The sequence below is a fragment of the Flavobacterium agricola genome, from assembly GCF_025919725.1.
Classification (GTDB): Bacteria; Bacteroidota; Bacteroidia; order Flavobacteriales; family Flavobacteriaceae; genus Flavobacterium; species Flavobacterium agricola.
The window spans coordinates 1,138,348-1,157,020 of record NZ_CP081495.1; the positions used below are offsets into that span (position 1 = coordinate 1,138,348).

At 32.4% G+C, this 18,673-nt stretch carries 15 protein-coding genes; 9 read left to right on the forward strand and 6 right to left on the reverse strand.

The genetic code is table 11. The annotated features are described in order from the left end of the window. The first annotated feature begins 30 nt into the window (after positions 1-30). Complete coding sequence (locus K5I29_RS05680; RefSeq protein WP_264434934.1) at positions 31-468, forward strand: DUF1456 family protein; 438 nt, start codon at positions 31-33, stop codon at positions 466-468. Positions 469-520: 52 nt separating this feature from the next. Here the strand turns inward: K5I29_RS05680 and sucC are convergent, their stop codons facing one another. Beyond that, positions 521-1,714 carry an ADP-forming succinate--CoA ligase subunit beta gene (sucC, locus tag K5I29_RS05685; RefSeq protein WP_264434935.1) on the reverse strand — a complete coding sequence of 398 codons (1,194 nt, stop codon included), beginning with the start codon at positions 1,712-1,714 and terminating at the stop codon, positions 521-523. 307 nt (positions 1,715-2,021) lie between these two features. After that, positions 2,022-2,792, reverse strand: a complete 771-nt coding sequence (locus K5I29_RS05690; protein WP_264434936.1) for a phospholipase D family protein — start codon at positions 2,790-2,792, stop codon at positions 2,022-2,024. Positions 2,793-2,944: 152 nt separating this feature from the next. Between K5I29_RS05690 and lysA the strand changes: the two genes are divergently transcribed. Beyond that, entirely contained in the window at positions 2,945-4,150 is a 1,206-nt protein-coding gene (gene lysA, locus K5I29_RS05695) for a diaminopimelate decarboxylase (RefSeq protein WP_264434937.1), read from the forward strand. Between the two features lie 117 nt (positions 4,151-4,267). Beyond that, positions 4,268-5,692, forward strand: coding sequence for an alkaline phosphatase (locus K5I29_RS05700; RefSeq protein WP_264434938.1), 1,425 nt, complete (start codon positions 4,268-4,270; stop codon positions 5,690-5,692). 80 nt (positions 5,693-5,772) lie between these two features. Here K5I29_RS05700 and K5I29_RS05705 read toward each other — a convergent pair whose 3' ends face one another. Then, positions 5,773-6,858, reverse strand: a complete 1,086-nt coding sequence (locus K5I29_RS05705) for an inorganic phosphate transporter (RefSeq protein WP_264434939.1) — start codon at positions 6,856-6,858, stop codon at positions 5,773-5,775. A gap of 22 nt (positions 6,859-6,880) precedes the next feature. After that, on the reverse strand, positions 6,881-7,528 hold the full coding sequence (locus K5I29_RS05710; RefSeq protein ID WP_264434940.1) for a DUF47 domain-containing protein: 648 nt from the start codon (positions 7,526-7,528) through the stop codon (positions 6,881-6,883). Between the two features lie 150 nt (positions 7,529-7,678). On the opposite strand from K5I29_RS05710, the gene K5I29_RS05715 reads away from it, so the two are divergent. From K5I29_RS05715 to pheT, 5 genes are all read left to right on the forward strand, one after another. Then, a complete protein-coding gene (locus K5I29_RS05715; protein WP_264434941.1) occupies positions 7,679-9,307 on the forward strand; it encodes an acyl-CoA carboxylase subunit beta in 1,629 nt (542 codons plus the stop codon). A 25-nt stretch (positions 9,308-9,332) separates the two neighbouring features. After that, positions 9,333-10,766: a DHA2 family efflux MFS transporter permease subunit gene (locus K5I29_RS05720; RefSeq protein ID WP_264434942.1), complete on the forward strand. Its 1,434-nt coding sequence runs from the start codon at positions 9,333-9,335 to the stop codon at positions 10,764-10,766. Positions 10,767-10,827: 61 nt separating this feature from the next. Beyond that, a complete protein-coding gene (locus K5I29_RS05725) occupies positions 10,828-11,913 on the forward strand; it encodes a tyrosine-type recombinase/integrase (RefSeq protein WP_264434943.1) in 1,086 nt (361 codons plus the stop codon). A gap of 65 nt (positions 11,914-11,978) precedes the next feature. Then, positions 11,979-12,788, forward strand: coding sequence for an endonuclease/exonuclease/phosphatase family protein (locus K5I29_RS05730; RefSeq protein ID WP_264434944.1), 810 nt, complete (start codon positions 11,979-11,981; stop codon positions 12,786-12,788). A gap of 111 nt (positions 12,789-12,899) precedes the next feature. Then, positions 12,900-15,338 carry a phenylalanine--tRNA ligase subunit beta gene (pheT, locus tag K5I29_RS05735; protein WP_264434945.1) on the forward strand — a complete coding sequence of 813 codons (2,439 nt, stop codon included), beginning with the start codon at positions 12,900-12,902 and terminating at the stop codon, positions 15,336-15,338. A gap of 52 nt (positions 15,339-15,390) precedes the next feature. On the opposite strand, the gene glsA is transcribed toward pheT, so the two are convergent. Then, positions 15,391-16,395 carry a glutaminase A gene (gene glsA, locus K5I29_RS05740; protein ID WP_264434946.1) on the reverse strand — a complete coding sequence of 335 codons (1,005 nt, stop codon included), beginning with the start codon at positions 16,393-16,395 and terminating at the stop codon, positions 15,391-15,393. 592 nt (positions 16,396-16,987) lie between these two features. On the opposite strand from glsA, the gene K5I29_RS05745 reads away from it, so the two are divergent. Then, positions 16,988-17,350 carry a cupin domain-containing protein gene (locus tag K5I29_RS05745; RefSeq protein WP_264434947.1) on the forward strand — a complete coding sequence of 121 codons (363 nt, stop codon included), beginning with the start codon at positions 16,988-16,990 and terminating at the stop codon, positions 17,348-17,350. Positions 17,351-17,378: 28 nt separating this feature from the next. Here K5I29_RS05745 and K5I29_RS05750 read toward each other — a convergent pair whose 3' ends face one another. After that, a complete protein-coding gene (locus K5I29_RS05750; protein WP_264434948.1) occupies positions 17,379-18,467 on the reverse strand; it encodes a tyrosine-protein phosphatase in 1,089 nt (362 codons plus the stop codon). Positions 18,468-18,673: the final 206 nt, after the last annotated feature.

The window sequence follows — 18,673 nt, forward strand, 5'->3', positions numbered from 1 at the left end:
GTTATCTTTGCGAGCTAAATAAAAACAAAAATGACAAATAACGATATATTTAAAAAACTTCGTGTTGCCTTAATGTTACGCGACGACCAAATTGTAGAAATTTTAGAATTGGTAGATTTTAGAATTTCTAAAGGTGAAATTGGAAATTTTTTTAGAGCTGAAGATCATCCAAAATATGTTGAATGTGGCGATCAGGTTTTACGCAACTTTTTAAATGCCTTGGTAATTCACTTACGCGGTACTAAAGAAGATCCGAAAAATCCAATAGAAATAATTGAAGCCAATAAAAAAGCAGCAAAAAATAATAAACTAGAAAATTTTTCCGATAAAAAACCTGCTGCTAAACCAGCCGACAAGAAACCACGAGTAAAAACAAATAATGCTGGGAAACCTTTTGTGAAAAAAGAAAAACCAGTTTCTGTAGTTGAGAAAGTAAAGTTTAACAACGGAAAACCAAAAAAGAAATAAAAAAAACCGATTTCAATTGAAATCGGTTTTTTTTATTTGTATCTCGAATTAATTAAGATAAAGCAGCTTTTACTTGATCAGCAGCTTCTTGGAATTGAACTGCAGATAAGATTGGCATACCAGACTCATCAATTAATTGTTTTGCAACTTCTGCATTTGTACCTTGTAAACGTACAATAATTGGCACGTTGATAGAATCACCCATGTTTTTGTAAGCATCTACAATACCTTGAGCAACACGGTCACAACGAACAATACCACCAAAAATGTTAATTAAAATTGCTTTTACGTTTGGATCTTTTAAAATGATACGGAAAGCAGTTTCAACACGTTTTGCATCAGCAGTACCACCTACGTCTAAAAAGTTAGCTGGTTCAAAACCTGCATATTTAATTAAGTCCATAGTAGCCATTGCTAAACCAGCACCGTTAACCATACAACCAACAGTACCATCTAAGTCAACATAGTTTAATCCTACTTCTTTAGCTTCAACCTCAATTGGGTTTTCTTCACGAATATCACGGAATTCAGCTAAATCAGCATGACGGTATAATGCGTTATCATCTAAATCAACTTTAGCATCAACAGCAACAATTTTGTTGTCTGATGTTTTTAATACTGGGTTAATTTCGAACATTGAAGCATCAGAACCAATATAAGCTTTGTATAATGCATCAATAAATTTAACCATTTGTTTGAAAGCTTCTCCAGATAAACCTAAGTTAAAAGCAATTTTACGTGCTTGGAAACCTTGTAAACCTAAAGCAGGATCAATTTCTTCAGTAAAAATTAAATGAGGTGTTTTTTCAGCAACTTCCTCAATATCCATACCACCTTCTGTAGAATACATTACCATATTTCTACCAGTTGCACGGTTTAATAAAACTGAAACATAAAATTCAGAAGTTTCAGATTCACCTGGATAGTACACATCTTCAGCAACTAAAACTTGGTGCACTCTTTTACCTGTTGGAGGTGTTTGAGGCGTAATTAAATCCATACCAATAATTTGACCAGCAATTTCTTTAACCTGATCTAAATTTTTAGCTAATTTTACACCACCACCTTTACCGCGGCCACCTGCATGAATTTGTGCTTTAATTACATGCCATCCTGTGCCTGTATCTTGAGTTAATTGTTTTGCTTTTAAAACAGCTTCTTCGGCATTGCTAGCAACGTAACCACGTTGAACGTTTACACCATATTTGGCTAAAATAAGTTTGCCTTGGTATTCATGTAAATTCATAACTACTATTTGTTTGTTTTGCGAAATTTAATTAAACAAAAATAAAAAACTTAGTTCGATTTTTCATCTTAAAAGCTGAATTTTTTATCTTTTGCATAAAGATACGACATTTTCAAAAAATAAAAAACTTTAGAGCATATATTCAAAAAACACAAGGTTAAATTTTTTATAATAAAAATAATGGTTGGTAATTTTTAAAACTAATATCAGTTCACTATTTCGTAATAATTTAAAAAATTACTTAACCTTAATATATTTATAAAATTGAAAGTTTTAAATAATAGAATAATTAAAATTTTACGGCATATTAATTAATAGGTTCTCTGTATAATTCCCTTCCTAAATATATTGCATCACGTTCAGGTAAATTTGAATTATAAAACAAACTATTATATTCTTCAATAACTTTAAGAATAGCTTCTTTATCAGTTATTCTTATTCTAGTTTCATGATTGGATTTTGTTCCTTTGTCAGTAAAGTTTAAAGAGCCTAGATATACTAATTCATCATCAATAATATATATTTTACTATGAATAAACATATCCTCATAAACACCTGATTTATGTGGAGAAACAAAGACTTTAAATGGAAATAATTTAGAATATGAATAGCTATAAATTCTATAGTTTTTTATCCTTTTCTGAAAATTATTTTTGATGATAAATAATAACAATATTGGAAAAGTTAAATACAAAAACTTCAAATTTTTAGTAAAGTTAAGTAAAGTTATCATTCCTAAAAACAACCCGATTATACCATATAAAAGAAACATATGAATTTGTATCCATTTATTTCTTATTCTTTCAGCTTTAACATCTTTAGATCTATGTTGCTTAATCAATTTATAATTATTTTTTTCATAATTACCATAAAAGTCATCAATTTTATCAGAAGTAATTAAATTAACTTCAATCCCTTTTTCATTTAATTGAATAAGTTCTTTCATTAAAGATGGTGACAAATACGGAGAAATAATTTTTACATTTTTTTTAGCTTTATTAATTTCATCAAGTAATTTTTTTCCTGCTCCCCTTCCAATATAAATATCACAATTTACCCCATTAAAAAATGCACTCATATTATTTACTATTTATGTTTGTAATAATTTTAATAAATTATAGCTAACGCAATTATATATGCATAATTCTATATTAAATAGGTAAACGTTGTTTAATTAAACAAATTGCTTTTATTATATTTGCGGCATTATTTAAAACAAAAATTATTAAAATGCAAAACGAACTATTGCTAGAAGTAGCACAGCAATTTGGCAGTCCGGTTTACGTGTACGATGCCGAAAAGATTATCAGTCAGTACCAACGCTTAACAAATGCATTCGCTAAGGTTGAAAAACTTAGAATTAATTATGCAGTCAAGGCACTTTCTAATATTTCTGTGTTAAAGCTACTGAAACAGGAAGGTTCGTGCTTAGATACGGTTTCTATTCAAGAAGTTCAACTGGGGTTGAAAGCTGGATTTGAACCAAAAAATATAATTTTTACTCCAAACGGAGTTTCGTTAGAAGAAATTGAAGAAGTTGCTGCTTTAGGCGTACAAATTAATATTGACAACCTATCTATTTTAGAGCAATTTGGTCATAAACACCCAAACATTCCGGTTTGTATTCGTATCAATCCGCACGTTATGGCTGGTGGAAATGCTAACATATCTGTAGGACATATAGATTCTAAATTTGGTATTTCGGTACATCAATTGCCATTATTATTACGTATTGTAGAAAACACTAAAATGCGTATTAACGGAATTCATATGCATACCGGATCTGACATTTTAGATATTGAAGTATTTTTATACGCTGCAGAAATTTTGTTTGATACTGCTTTAAAATTTAAAAACTTAGAATTTTTAGATTTTGGTTCTGGATTTAAAGTTCCGTACAAACCAGACGATATTGAAACTAACATTGAAGAATTAGGTGAAAAGCTTACTGAAAGATTTAATGAGTTTCAAAAACAATACGGTAAAAAATTAACTTTAGCTTTTGAACCGGGTAAATATTTAGTTTCTGAAGCAGGATATTTTTTAACAAAAGTTAATGTTGTAAAACAAACTACATCAACCGTTTTTGCTGGGGTTGATTCTGGATTTAATCATTTAATCCGCCCAATGTTTTACAATTCATACCATCATATCGAAAACATTTCTAATCCAGAAGGTAAACCACGTTTTTACTCGGTTGTTGGTTATATTTGTGAAACCGATACGTTTGCAACAAATCGTCGCATAAGCGAAATTAAAGAAGGTGATATTTTAAGCTTTAAAAACGCTGGTGCTTATTGTTTTTCTATGGCATCAAACTACAATTCACGTTTTAAACCTGCCGAAGTAATGATTTACAAAGGTGAAATTCATTTAATACGTGAGCGCGAAACAATGGATGATATCTTGAGAAATCAAATCGAAATAAAATTATAAATAAAAAAGCGACTCAGTTTGAGTCGCTTTTTTTAATATTAAGATATCTTTAATATAAATATTACGTAGCAATTTTATAAAACAAATCTTATACATTTGAAAGAATAATTAAAAGACATGAATAGAAGGAAATTTTTTAAAAACGGAGCTTTATTTACTTTAGGAACTACATTAATAAATCCTATTGATACGTTTGCAGGCACGCCAAATGCAATAGACGATTTTGTTGTTAAAGGTAAAAAAGCAAAAAACATCATTATTTTAGTTAGTGATGGAATGAGCCGAGGAACTTTAACTATTGCAGATCAGTTTCAGTACCGTAAAACAGGTAAACACACCAATTGGATTCAATTATATAACGACAACAAAGTTGCCATTTCATCTATGGATATGTCGTCTAAGAATTCAGTAGTAACCGATTCGGGTGCAGCAAGTTCTTCTTGGGGCGGAGGTGTTCGAGTAAACAACGGATCTATTAACTACAACGAAGACGGAAGTTACAACACACCTATTTGGCAAAAATTTAAAAAAGCAGGTAAAATGGCAGGTTGTGTAACCACAGTGCCAATTACGCACGCAACACCAGCTGGTTTTACAGCCGTATCTAACAAACGTAGCGATATGCCGGGCATTGCTGTACAATATTTAGAAAATGAGTACGACGTAATGCTAGGCGGTGGAGATAAATATTTTAACGCAAAAAAACGCCCAGATAATCGTGATTTATATGGTGATTTTAAGCAAAAAGGTTATCAGGTTGTAAATACGCGTGACGAATTATTAAAGGCAGATACAACAAAACCGATTTTAGGAGTTTTTGGTGAAGAAGATTTACCTTATACAGTTGACAGAATCAATCAACCAAAATTAGCTGCCGAATATCCGTCGTTAGCAGAAATGACTGAGGTTGCTATTAACCGAATGAAAAAAAACAAAAACGGATTTGTTTTACAAGTTGAATCTGGAAAGGTAGATTGGGCTGCGCATGCAAATGATATTGCTGGTTTAATTCACGAACAATTGGCTTTTGATGAGGCAATTAAAGTTGCCATGGATTTTGCTGAAAAAGACAAAAATACGTTGGTAATTATTACTACCGATCACGGTAACGCAAACCCTGGAATTTTATACGGATCGCGTGCTAATGTTGAGTTTGACACGCTACAAAATTATACAGCAACCAATGAATTTATTCTAAATCAAATTAAAGGTTCTGATAACATTCACCGCGTACGCGAAATTGTTAAACAATATAACGGTGTAGATTTACATAAAGAAGATTCTACCGAATTGTTATCTTATTATACAAAGTTGAGCACAGACAACGAAGGCTTATACAACTACAAAAAATTACCTTACAAAGCCATTTCTGATATTCAGAAAAGATATAATTCTGTGGGTTGGCTTAGCATGGATCATACCGGTGATTATGTAGATTTAGCTATGTTTGGACCAGGAAGTGAAAACTTAAAACCTTTTATGAAAAACACAGATTTACATTACTTTATGTTACAAGCGGCAGAAGTAGAAAATAAAGCATAAAAAGCTCTTTTAAAAAGAGGTTTAAAAAAACAAAAACGGGTTAGAAAATTCTAACCCGTTTTTATTATATAAGTTTTAAATTATATTAAGCTTACTACCCAATATACAAGGGCTGCAAATAAAGCAGATACAGGAATAGTTAAAATCCAAGCCCATAATAAGCTAATAGTTACCCCCCAACGTACAGCAGAAATACGTTTGGTAATTCCTACCCCAATAATCGCACCAGTAATGGTGTGTGTTGTAGAAACAGGAATACCTAATTTTTCAGTTAAAAATAAAGTAAACGCTCCAGCAGTTTCTGCAGCAACACCTTCTAAAGGAGTTACTTTAGTAATTTTAGAACCCATGGTTTTTACAATTTTCCAACCACCACTTAACGTTCCTAAAGCAATAAAGATGAAAGATGTAATTGGCACCCATTCGTAATGATCAACAAAATAGTCAAAACGTAAAGATGCATCCATCGCTTGGTAAACATCATTTGCTTCTGCAGGTAATGATAAGTGATAAGAAATAACAGCTGCTCCAATAATACCCATTACTTTCTGAGCATCGTTAGCCCCGTGTCCTAATGAGAATAAAGCTGAAGAAACTAATTGTAATTTTTTAAACCATTTATCTGCTTTGTGTGGGTTTGTTCTTCTACAAATCCACAAAATAGCCAGCGTTATAATATAGGCCATTAACATACCTATAAATGGCGCTAAGAATATGAACAAGAAAATAGGTAAAACTTTAGCAACGTTAATTACGTGTTCAAAAGTTTGGTATTCCATCCAAGCATGCATTAAAGCTGCTCCCATAAAACCACCAATTAAAGTGTGTGATGATGATGAAGGAATTCCTAATTTCCAAGTTAATAAGTTCCATGTAATAGCAGCAATTAATCCTGCTAAAATAACTTCTAATGTAATAAAATCTTCGTGAACGGTTTTTGCAATGGTATTACCAACCGCAAAACCAGCTCCTGCTTTAGCAATAAAATAAGCTGCAAAGTTAAAAAAGGCAGCCCATAAAACCGCTTGAAAAGGCGTTAAAACTTTAGTTGCAACGATTGTTGCAATTGAGTTTGCTGCATCGTGAAACCCATTTATATAGTCAAATATTAAAGCTAAAATTACAATTATGACTAATAAAACAGGAAAATCTAAAATTAAATCCATAATAATATAAATTTATGTATTATTATGAGTGTTTTACAGCAACAGCTTCTAATACGTTAGCAACCCCTTTACATTTGTCAGACGCACTTTCTAAAGCAGAAAGAACTTCTTTATATTTAATAATATTTTTAGCATCTGTTTCGTTCTCAAAAATATCAGCAACTGCTTTATCAAAAACGTTATCTGCTTTTCCTTCTAATTTATTAATACGTTTACAAGCTTCTAAAATACCGTCTAAATTATTCATATTCGGTAAATCTTCAAGCACAGCTTTTTTAATTAACTGACAAGCTTCTAAGTTAATCTCAGTTAATTTTCTAATAGATTTTGTAATTTTTTCAACTTGGTACATTTTCATTCTACTAGCAGCACCGTGCATGTAATTTGCTACATCATCAATAGATTTAACTAAAGCTAAAATATCTTCTCTATCAAAAGGAGTAATAAAATTACGACTTAACTCTAAATTTGTTTTATGCGTAATTTCCTCAATATTAGCTTCAAGTTCTTCTATTTTTTTATAATAAGCATCTCTTTCACCTTTAGAAGCATTTACAGCTTCGTGCAATGTCTCAGCTAAAATTACTAAGTTTGTAGTAGCTTGTTCAAACAAAGGAAAAAACTTTTTATCCTTCGGAACTAAAAATTGAAAAATACTGTTTAATGACATTTCTTCTTTGATTTATTTTGATGCAAAACTAATCCCGTAATGTTAAGTTAATGTTACTAAATATTAAATTTAAAAACAATTTTTAATCTATTTAATTCAAGCCTTTTTTTATTTATTTGATTATATTAGCCTTAGCTAAATCAATCAAGCATGGACTTAAATTTTAATATAAACGAAGATTACAACAAGCAATTATTATCAGACGTACGTCAAAAAATTTCAAAAATTAAACTTGGCGGAGGAAAAAGCAAAATAGAAAAACAGCATCAAGCCGGTAAATTAACAGCCCGAGAGCGTTTAGATTTTTTATTTGACAACGATACCGAAAGCATAGAAATTGGCGCATTAGCTGGCTATGATATGTATAACGAACACGGTGGTTGCCCTGCTGCCGGAGTTATTGTAAAAATAGGCTATGTTTCAGGCAAGCTATGTATTGTAGTTGCAAATGATGCAACAGTAAAAGCTGGTGCATGGTTTCCTATAACCGGTAAAAAAAATTTAAGAGCGCAAGATATTGCCATAGAAAATAACCTACCTATTATCTATCTGGTAGATTCTGCTGGCGTTTACTTACCTTTGCAAGACGAAATTTTTCCAGACAAAGATAATTTTGGACGTATTTTTAGAAACAATGCCATAATGAGCAGCATGGGTATTACCCAAATTGCAGCCGTAATGGGAAGTTGTGTAGCTGGTGGTGCATATTTACCGATTATGAGCGACGAAGCTTTAATTGTAGATAAAACCGGAAGTATTTTTTTAGCAGGAAGTTATTTAGTTAAAGCAGCCATTGGCGAAAATATTGATAACGAAACTTTAGGAGGTGCAACAACACATTGCGAAATTTCTGGCGTTACCGATTATAAAGCAGCAAACGATCAAGACGCATTAGATCGTATTAAAAGCATTATGGGTAAAATTGGAGATTTTGACAAAGCTGGATTTAACCGCATCGCTCCTGCCCTACCTAAAGAAAACCCAGAAGAAATTTACGGCATTTTACCCAAATCTCGTACCGATCAATACGATATGTACGAAATTATAAAACGCCTGGTAGATAATTCTGAATTTGATGAATACAAGGCCGGGTACGGTCAAACCATTATAACAGCTTACGCCCGTATTAACGGTTGGGCAGTTGGCATTGTAGCCAACCAACGTAAATTAATTAAAACAGCCAAAGGCGAAATGCAATTTGGTGGAGTTATTTACTCCGATTCGGCCGATAAAGCTACCCGATTTATTGCCAATTGCAACCAGAAAAAAATTCCTCTTGTATTTTTACAAGATGTAACCGGATTTATGGTTGGAAGCAAATCTGAACACGGCGGAATCATTAAAGATGGGGCTAAAATGGTAAATGCCGTTGCCAATTCGGTAGTTCCAAAATTTACGGTAATTATTGGTAATTCGTACGGTGCAGGAAATTACGCCATGTGCGGCCGTGCTTACGATCCGAGATTTTTTATTGCTTGGCCTTCGGCCGAATTAGCCGTTATGGGTGGTTCACAAGCAGCAAAAGTTTTGTTACAAATAGAAGCATCAACTTTAAAAGCAAAAGGCGAAGAATTAACACCTGAAAAAGAAGCCAAATTGTTTGAAGAAATAAAATCAAAATACGACAAACAAACTTCACCATATTACGCAGCTGCACGTTTATGGACCGATGCCATTATTGATCCGTTAAACACCAGAAAATGGATTTCTATGGGAATTGAAGCCGCAAATCATAAACCAATAGAAAAACCTTTTAACTTAGGTATTTTACAAGTATAACAGCAAAAAAATCCATCGCTTTACAATGATGGATTTTTTAATTGAAACCCAGTCATTTTTAATGTCACAAAATCAAGATTTTAATCCGGCTAAAGAAGTTTTACCTTGGCTTACCGCCTTAGCTTTTTTTATGCAAGCTTTAGACGGAACCATTTTAAACACAGCCTTACCTGCCATTGCAAAAGATTTTAACCAATCTTCTTTACAAATGCAATCAGTCGTTATTTCGTACACCGTAACTTTAGCCATTTTAATTCCGTTAAGCGGATGGCTTTCGGATCGTTACGGAACCAAAAAAATATTTACCTTATCGGTAGTTTTATTTACGTTCGGATCGGTGCTTTGTGCCTTTTCGTACGATATTTTCAACTTGGTTTGCGCACGTATTATTCAAGCTGCTGGTGGCGCCATGATGGTACCGGTGGCGCGTTTGGCCATTTTATATACCTATCCTAAAAATCAATTGCTACGAGTAATGAATTTTATTACCATACCTGGATTGGTTGGGCAAGTTGTTGGACCATCGTTGGGTGGTTTTTTATCCGATTATTATTCGTGGCACTGGGTATTTTTAATTAATATTCCAATTGGTATTATTGGCGTAGTTTTAACGCAGAAAAAAATGCCTAACATAACCAAACCGGTAGGAAAGTTTGATGGTTTAGGCTTGCTTTATATTTCTACCACCATTGTTGCATTAACGGTTATTATGGAACTTATTAGTTTGGGCATCACCAAATGGACGTATTTAACGGGTGCAATTTTACTAACCTTTATTGCCATTATATTATACATAAAACGCTCCAGAAAGCATCCAAAACCAATTATAGATTTAACTTTATTTAAAGTTGATACGTTGCGCATCGGCCTTTTAGGTAACTTATTTACCCGTTTAGGCGTAGGCGGAATGCCTTTTTTATTGCCTTTGTTATTACAAGTTGGCTACGGACATTCGGCCGCAATTTCTGGATTAATGCTTATTCCATCTGCGTTAGCCAATATGTTAGCCAAATACGCAGTTGTACCATTAATTCAGCGTTTTGGATATCGCACCGTTTTAATTACCAACACCTTAATATTAGCTTTTATTATCACTTCTTTTTCCTTAACCGACAAAAGCACGCCGTTGTTGTATTTTATTCCGCTAATGTTATTTTTTGGCTCGGCCAATTCCATTCAAATGTCATCCATGAATACCATTACCATTGCAGATTTAAATAACGACACAGCAAGTTCAGGAAACAGCTTATTAGCCATTATGCAACAGCTTTCAAACAGTTTCGGTGTTTCTATTGCTGCGCTAATTTTAAGTTTAATGCCAAGTTTTAGCGCAACAACAATGTCAACCGCAGATGCATTTAAATACACGTTTATTACCATTGGCGTGATTACAGCTTTATCATCACTTGTTTTTGGTAATTTAAAACCAACAGCTGGATCTGATTTATCTGGACGCTAATTTTAAGTTAAAACACAATATTTAAAAAGTGACTAAGGTTATGTGTTAAAAGCAACAAGCCATGAAGCTGAATAGAAATATTTTTAAAACCGAACTGGGGCAACATAAAAACCAACGCGTAATTTGGATTGATTTTCCGTATGCTGCTCAACATGTTGCAGATTTGCGTGAAGCTTTGCCTCATGTAAAATGGAGTTCTAGTCAGAAAAAATGGTACATCATAGATAAGCCAATTTTTAGAGATTTTTTTAACATTTCTAACGAAACGTATGAAGGCAAAAATTTATTGGTTAAAATTGATGTTATAAATAAACCCGAATTACAAAAGTTTATTCAGCAACTTCGGCTAAAAGCTTATAGCGAAAGTACCATAAAAACGTACAGCGCAGAATTTGCGCAATTTTTATATATTTTAAATAAACACGACGTTAAAAACATCAGTTCAGAACAACTTCGCTCGTATTTATTATATTGCATTACAGAACTTAAGTTGTCTGAAAACCAGATTCACAGCCGATTAAATGCACTTAAATTTTATTTTGAGCAAGTTTTGCACCGTGAAAATTTATTTTTCGAAATTCCGCGTCCTAAAAAACAAAATGCGTTGCCTAAGGTTTTAAGCCAGGCAGAAATAAAACGTTTATTTACTGTTACCAATAACGTAAAACATCAATTAATTTTAAAAGTTGCATACGGATTAGGACTGCGTGTAAGCGAAATTGTTGCTTTAGAATTAACAGATATTGATAGCGACCGCATGTTGGTACATATTAAAAACGCAAAAGGTAAAAAAGACCGATATGTACCATTACCACAAGTTTTACTTACCGAACTTCGTAACTATTACAAAACTTATAAACCTAAAAAATATCTTTTTGAAGGGCAATACAATCAGCCGTATGCAACGCGCAGTGCGCAAGCTGTTTTTAAAACAGCAATGAAAAAAGCACGTATTAACAAACCCATTGGCATTCATGGTTTACGTCATAGTTATGCTACGCATTTGTTAGAATACGGTACCGACATGAGCTTTATACAAAAGCTTTTAGGCCATAACCAAATTAAAACCACACAAGTTTACGCAAAAGTTACCAATACATTTTTAGCTAAAGTAATAAGCCCGTTGGACCGATTGAATCAAGAGTAACAATCACTCACTGCCGTGTTTTGTCGGTAATTATATGTAGTTTTGCATTTTTTAAGCCAATAAAAATGCGTTTAGTACTTAGTTTTTTATGTTTTGTTGTAGCGGTAAGCTTTAGCTTTGCTCAACAATTTTCTGTTATAAGCTGGAATATTGCCAATTTAGGTAAAAGTAAATCCGAAACAACCCTAGAAAAAATAGCCGATATTATTGCACCTGCCGATATTATTTGCCTGCAAGAAGTTGTTGCGGGTTATGGCGGTGCCCAGGCAGTTGCCAAAATTGTAGCGCATTTAAACCGTAAAAACAACGTTTGGGATTACAGCATTAGCGATCCTACCCTATCTTCAACACCGCATACTCGGGAACGTTATGCATATATCTGGAAAAGAAACAAAATAAAAATTAAACGTAAGTTTGAGCTAGAAAGCATTTACAAAAATCAAATTGAACGCGAACCTTACATTGGAAGTTTTACCATTAAAAATTCAGAATTTAAAATATTTAGTTTTCATGCCGTGCCTAAAAAAAGTACTCCAGAAAAAGAAATCAAATATTTTAAAGAATATAGCCGATTATACGGCGATCAGCTTATTTTTTTGGGAGATTTTAATGTAACCAACACCAACTCTGTTTTTAATCCAATTTACAAACAAGGTTTTAAAGATGCATTTCCAAATCAAAAAACAACCTTAAAACAAAACTGCGTAAATAACAATTGTTTAGCCAATGCCTACGATCATGTTTTTTATCCAACAAGCAAATTAAAAGTAATAAAAGCAGAAGCAATTCCGTTTTACACCGATTTTAACGATTTAAAGCAAGCACGTAAAGTTTCAGACCATTTACCGCTTTATGTACTTTTTCAAATTTTATAAGCAAATAAAAAATATCAGCTTTAAAAACTGCTTTTTTTTAATTTATTAAACACGGAAAATTGAATATTTTAAACAGATAAACTATCTTTGTACCATTAAAAAAATTATACAATGCGTATTTCATACAATTGGTTAAAACAATTTATCAAAATAAACAAAACGTCTGATGAAGTAAGTACAATTCTTACAGATTTAGGATTAGAAGTTGAAGGTATTGAAACTTATGAAAGTTTAAAAGGTGGCCTAATTGGCGTAGTAGTTGGTCATGTACTAACTTGCGAAAAACACCCAAATGCCGATAAATTAAACCTAACAACTGTTGATTTAGGCGACGGAAATAATCCCATACAAATTGTATGCGGTGCTCCAAACGTAGCTCAAGGTCAAAAAGTTTTAGTAGCAACAATAGGAACTAAATTATTTGATGCCGAAGGCAATGCTTTCGAAATTAAAAAAGGTAAAATTCGTGGGGAAGAATCTAATGGAATGATTTGCTCTGAAAGTGAATTAGGATTAGGATCATCTCACGACGGAATTTTAGTTTTACCAGAAGATACTGCTCCTGGAACCCTAGCTCAAGATTTATTTGAAATTGAACTTGACGAAGTTTTTGAAATTGGTTTAACACCAAACCGTTCGGACGCAATGAGCCATTGGGGCGTAGCTCGCGATTTACGCGCTGGCTTATTACAACAAGGCGAAGTAGTTAAAGAATTGGTTACCCCATCGGTATCTAAATTTAATGTTGAAAAAAGAACATTAAAAATGGATATTAAGGTAGAAGATGCTAAACTTGCGCCACGTTATTGCGGTGTAACAATTTCAGGAATTGAAGTAAAAGAATCTCCTTCTTGGTTGCAAAACCGTTTAAAAGCTATCGGATTAACTCCAAAAAACAATATTGTTGACGTTACCAATTACGTAATGCACGAATTGGGGCAGCCATTACATGCCTTTGATGCATCTAAAATTAAAGGTGGTAAAGTAATTGTAAAAACCTTACCAGCAGGTACCAAGTTTGTTACTTTAGATGAAGTTGAACGTACTTTACACGAAGACGATTTAATGATTTGTGATGAAATTGGACCGCTATGTTTAGCTGGTGTTTTTGGTGGTAAACATTCTGCCGTTAATGCAAACACAACACAAATTTTCCTAGAATCTGCCTATTTCGATCCGGTAACGGTTAGAAAAGCAGCTAAACGTCACGGATTAAGCACGGATGCATCTTTCCGTTTTGAACGCGGTATCGATCCTAGCATTACCGAATATGCATTAAAACATGCAGCTTTATTAATACAAGAAGTTGCAGGTGGTGAAATTACATCTGATATTGAAGATTTATATCCTAAAAAAATAGAAGATCATCAAGTTTTTCTATATTTTGATCACGTAGATAAATTATTAGGACAAGAAATTTCTAAAGAAGTAATTAAAAAAATATTAGTTTCTTTAGATATTAAAGTAAACAGCGTTTCCGAAGTTGGTTTAGGCCTAACTATTCCGGCTTATCGTGTGGATGTTGATAGAGAAGTTGACGTAATTGAAGAAATTTTACGCGTTTACGGATTTAACAACATTGAAACCGATACAAAAATTAGTGCTTCTATGTCGCGTTCGGCAAGAAACGAAGATTTTAAAATTCAAAATATTATTGGTGATGCATTAGCAAGCCTTGGTTTTAACGAAATGATGGCGAACTCATTAACTTCACCAGAATATGTTAAGTTAACTGAATATTTAAAAGAAGAAGAAAACGTTAAAATGCTTACGCCATTAAGTAACGATTTGTCGGTAATGCGTCAATCTATGTTATTTAGTGCATTAGAAGCTGTTAGTTACAACATAAACCGCAGAAGTACAGATTTAAAATTCTTCGAATTTGGTAAAACGTACCACAAAAAAGGAGAACTTTTTGATCAGTATGTAGAAAACAAACATTTGTCGTTAACCGTTACCGGAAATACACAAACAGAAAGCTGGTTAAACGTTGCAAAACCTATCGATTTCTTTAACTTTAAAGGTTATGTACATGGCATTTTAGCACGTTTAGGTATTGAAAAAACTACGGCTAAACCTACAGAAAATGATATTTTTGCAGAAGGTATTGCTTTAACTTTAGGACGTGAAACTATTGTTTCTTTTGGTTCAGTTAAAAAATCTATTTTAAAAGCAATGGATATTAAGCAACAGGTTTTCTATGCAGATTTTAATTGGGATGCTATTTTAAAAGTAATTTCAACTAAAATTAAAGTTAGTGATTTACCAAAAACGCAAGAAGTTCGTCGTGATTTAGCTTTATTATTAGATGATGCTGTAACGTTTGAACAAGTTTACACAACTGTTAAATTAACCGAAAAAGCATTGCTTAAAAATATTAATTTATTTGATGTGTACCAAGGTGATAAATTACCAGCGGGCAAAAAATCGTATGCAATTAGCTTAACGTTACAAGATGCTGAAAAAACGTTGACCGATAATCAAATTGAAAAAATTATGGGTAAAATTCAGTACCAATTGGAAACTCAATTAGGAGCTACATTACGCTAAGTAAAACAACATAAAAACAAAAGGTCGAATTTAAAATTCGACCTTTTGTTTTTTAAAAAATACTTAAATCGTATTGTTTAACAAGTTCTAAAATCATGTGGTAACCCGCAACCGAATTTCCTGCAGCATCAAGCGGAGCGCTATAAACTCCAATTCCCATTTTATTAGGTACAGCAACAGCAATTCCGCCACCCACACCCGATTTGCTTGGTAATCCAACATTACGCGCATAAACACCGCTTGCATCATACATTCCGGCAATTAACATTTGCGATTCTACCAACTGAGCTAAATCAGCATTTTTATACGTTGCATCGCCATCAAAACGCACACAATCATTAGCAAAAAAATAACCTATTTTAGCTAAATCTTCGGCAGTAACTTCAATAGAACATTGTTTAAAATAATTATCTAACTTATTTTCTTCTCCAGTAATTAATTCAGAGTTTTTTAAAATATGAAACATACCGCGGTTTCTATGTCCGGTTTCACGTTCCGATTGGTACACGGCATGGTTGTAATCAATGCTATTATTTTTAGTTATGTAACGCACCATATCACGAATTCGTAAATAGCCATCTTCACCTTCGTTAGAAATCATTGCGGTAGTTAAAATAGCCCCAGCATTCATCATCGGGTTTAAAGGTTTTCCGCCATTATCTAAATTGGCAAAATGATTAAATGGTTTGTCGGTTCCGTAATATCCTAAACGTTTAAAAAAATCATTTTCTCCATATTGCTTCACCGCTATAAATAAGGCAACAATTTTAGAAATGCTTTGCATGGTAAACTTCTGATCTATATTACCAACATTAACAACATCACCATTAGGTTTTACTACAGAAAAAGCGATTTTATTCGGATTGACTTTAGCCAACTCAGGAATATAAGTTGCTACCGCACCAGAATCAGCCCAATGTTTGTTGTTATTTAAAATAGATTCTAGATTTTTTGACGTAATTTTATTCAGCTCTTTTACCGAGTTTTGAACTGTGCTTAAACTTGTTACAGCAAATAACGCAACAACAGCAATTTTAGAAGATAAATTTATATTCATTTGTTTATTTATTAAGAATTGGAATTGGTAAAAATGCAATTTTTTAGTAAATTTAAAAAATGAATTTAGCCAATAATAGGATGGTACTTATTTGTTTTTAAAACACATTTAATTAGTTGATAAACTTAAAAAAATGAGAAATAGTATGTTTTAAAATTGCTCGCTAATAAAACAACTTCTTTTAGCTAAAAATAACTTTATTTTTCAAACATTTTTTCTTTAAAAGCAGATTTAAAACCGATAAACGGTTTTAGAAATAAATAAAAAGTTATAGGATTACAAATTATTTTAGAAAAGGATTACTAAAAAAACTAATTAATCAATAGATATTAAGTTTTTTTTCACTCCATTTTAACTTTATTAAAATAAGGTAAAAAACATAAGTTAAACTCCTTCTAAATACGTAAAAATTAATAATTATGACGTAATTTTGCTTTGCAACTGGTAAAAAGGTTGTTTTTTCATAATATATTTAGTTTTTTCGTTATATTTAAAAGTATAACAATTTTTGGTTGGTTAAAGCAAGGCGGTAACGCCTTGCTTTTTTTATACTTATTTTATATTTTTTTCGTTAGTTAACTAAAATACATTTATGAGAGCCATTTACTTATATACCGGTGCAGACGGACATTCGCATTTTAAAGAAGGTTATATTCATAACCATACGCATGTTAAAACAACAACCACTACATTTGTAGAAAGCCCTGCTTTTTCTAAATTATATTGGCACACAGCGCCGCAAACACAATTTGTAGTTACTTTAAAAGGTACATTAGAATTTACCGTGCATAGCGGGCAATCGTTTGTTATAAAACCAGGCACTATTTTAATTGCTGATGATACCACCGGAAGCGGACATTATTGGAAATTAATTGATTCTGAACCTTGGCAACGTGTTTATGCAGTTTTTGCAGAACCTTTACTTATTGAAACTATTTTTAAAGAAATATTATAAAAAAATCCAGCGCATGCGCTGGATTTTTTTATAATTTGTAGGTATATTTTTCTATTAAAGCTTGGCGTTGCTGATCTGAAAATCCTAATTGATTTTTAATATAAGCATCAATTCCGCCATATTTAGCATCAATAATATCAAAAGCTGCTTCTAAATATTTTCTATCCACGCTCATTAAAGCACCAATAGCTTCGGGCTCAATTTGTACCTGAGAAGTTGCTGCTTTTTCGGCATAACCTTTTTTCAAAGCTTCTATTTTATCGGCTGTATAAAAATTGGTCATTTCATATTCGTCTAAAATGGTTTGTTTATCTACGCCTAAAACAGCTAAAATTAAGGCAGCTGTGTAACCGGTTCTATCTTTACCTGCAGTACAGTGAAATAAATTTGGATGCTGATCTTGAACAAAAATTTGATGTAACAAGTTATTAAACTTATCCGCATCTTCATTAGCAAAAGTTTGATTTGCATTAACTAACAATTCTTCTGCATCTTGAACCGTTAAAATACCATCATTCATTTTTTGCTGTAAACCTTGCAACATGCCGCTATTTTTGTCAGCAAAAATTGGAAAATGTTCGTACGTTACAGATTTTGGTAAATGATCTTTGGCATTGCCAATTTCAAAATCCGAACGCAAATCATAAACCTTAGCTATTCCTAATTGATTGATGTAAGCAAACTCATTATCTTGTAGTCCATTTAAGGCATCAGATCGATAAAAACGTCCCCAATTTACATAGCGTCCATCTTTTGTTTTTAAGCCGCCTAAATCTCTAAAATTAGCTACTTTTTTAAAAGTTAACTTTCGTTCTGCAACCAATAACGTATCTTTTTGAGGCGTAATAATTCCGAAAAAGGTTCGCACTTCATTTTTAGGAATGCTTAATTTTTGATCGGTTACCGTAATAGGATTTTGCCATTGAATAGTTGTTGGCGAATTGCCTTGATAAACCAAATAGGTGCCGGGCTTTGCAAAATTGAGTTCTAAGCTGTTTGGCGTGGCAGTAACAATTACATCTTCTTTTAAAGTTCTGTTTATTTTTTGAGCAGAAATCTGCTGAGTTGCTAGTACTGACATGCTAAATAAGGTTGTTAATTTTAATAATTTCATCATATAAATAAGTTGTTATGTATTAAATGTCAACTAAATAAGTTATTGTAAGCAATTCGCTTGCCAAAAAACACAGCTAAGCAATTTTTAACATAAAAAATCAAATACATATAATGGCAACGTTATTTTATATAAAATATTAGTGAGCTTATAAACTTTAAGTTTTTTATAAGAATTTGTTCTTGTTTATTCTTTACTATCTTTGCTAA

Excerpts from the sequence above, each read along its gene's own strand:
- K5I29_RS05690 (WP_264434936.1), bottom strand. The coding sequence starts at position 2,792 with ATGAGTGCATTTTTTAATGGGGTAAATTGTGATATTTATATTGGAAGG.
- K5I29_RS05725 (WP_264434943.1), top strand. The coding sequence starts at position 10,828 with ATGAAGCTGAATAGAAATATTTTTAAAACCGAACTGGGGCAACATAAA.
- K5I29_RS05715 (WP_264434941.1), top strand. The coding sequence starts at position 7,679 with ATGGACTTAAATTTTAATATAAACGAAGATTACAACAAGCAATTATTA.
- K5I29_RS05745 (WP_264434947.1), top strand. The coding sequence starts at position 16,988 with ATGAGAGCCATTTACTTATATACCGGTGCAGACGGACATTCGCATTTT.
- K5I29_RS05680 (WP_264434934.1), top strand. The coding sequence starts at position 31 with ATGACAAATAACGATATATTTAAAAAACTTCGTGTTGCCTTAATGTTA.
- sucC (WP_264434935.1), bottom strand. The coding sequence starts at position 1,714 with ATGAATTTACATGAATACCAAGGCAAACTTATTTTAGCCAAATATGGT.
- pheT (WP_264434945.1), top strand. The coding sequence starts at position 12,900 with ATGCGTATTTCATACAATTGGTTAAAACAATTTATCAAAATAAACAAA.
- glsA (WP_264434946.1), bottom strand. The coding sequence starts at position 16,395 with ATGAATATAAATTTATCTTCTAAAATTGCTGTTGTTGCGTTATTTGCT.
- K5I29_RS05750 (WP_264434948.1), bottom strand. The coding sequence starts at position 18,467 with ATGATGAAATTATTAAAATTAACAACCTTATTTAGCATGTCAGTACTA.
- K5I29_RS05720 (WP_264434942.1), top strand. The coding sequence starts at position 9,333 with ATGATGGATTTTTTAATTGAAACCCAGTCATTTTTAATGTCACAAAAT.
- lysA (WP_264434937.1), top strand. The coding sequence starts at position 2,945 with ATGCAAAACGAACTATTGCTAGAAGTAGCACAGCAATTTGGCAGTCCG.
- K5I29_RS05710 (WP_264434940.1), bottom strand. The coding sequence starts at position 7,528 with ATGTCATTAAACAGTATTTTTCAATTTTTAGTTCCGAAGGATAAAAAG.
- K5I29_RS05730 (WP_264434944.1), top strand. The coding sequence starts at position 11,979 with ATGCGTTTAGTACTTAGTTTTTTATGTTTTGTTGTAGCGGTAAGCTTT.
- K5I29_RS05705 (WP_264434939.1), bottom strand. The coding sequence starts at position 6,858 with ATGGATTTAATTTTAGATTTTCCTGTTTTATTAGTCATAATTGTAATT.
- K5I29_RS05700 (WP_264434938.1), top strand. The coding sequence starts at position 4,268 with ATGAATAGAAGGAAATTTTTTAAAAACGGAGCTTTATTTACTTTAGGA.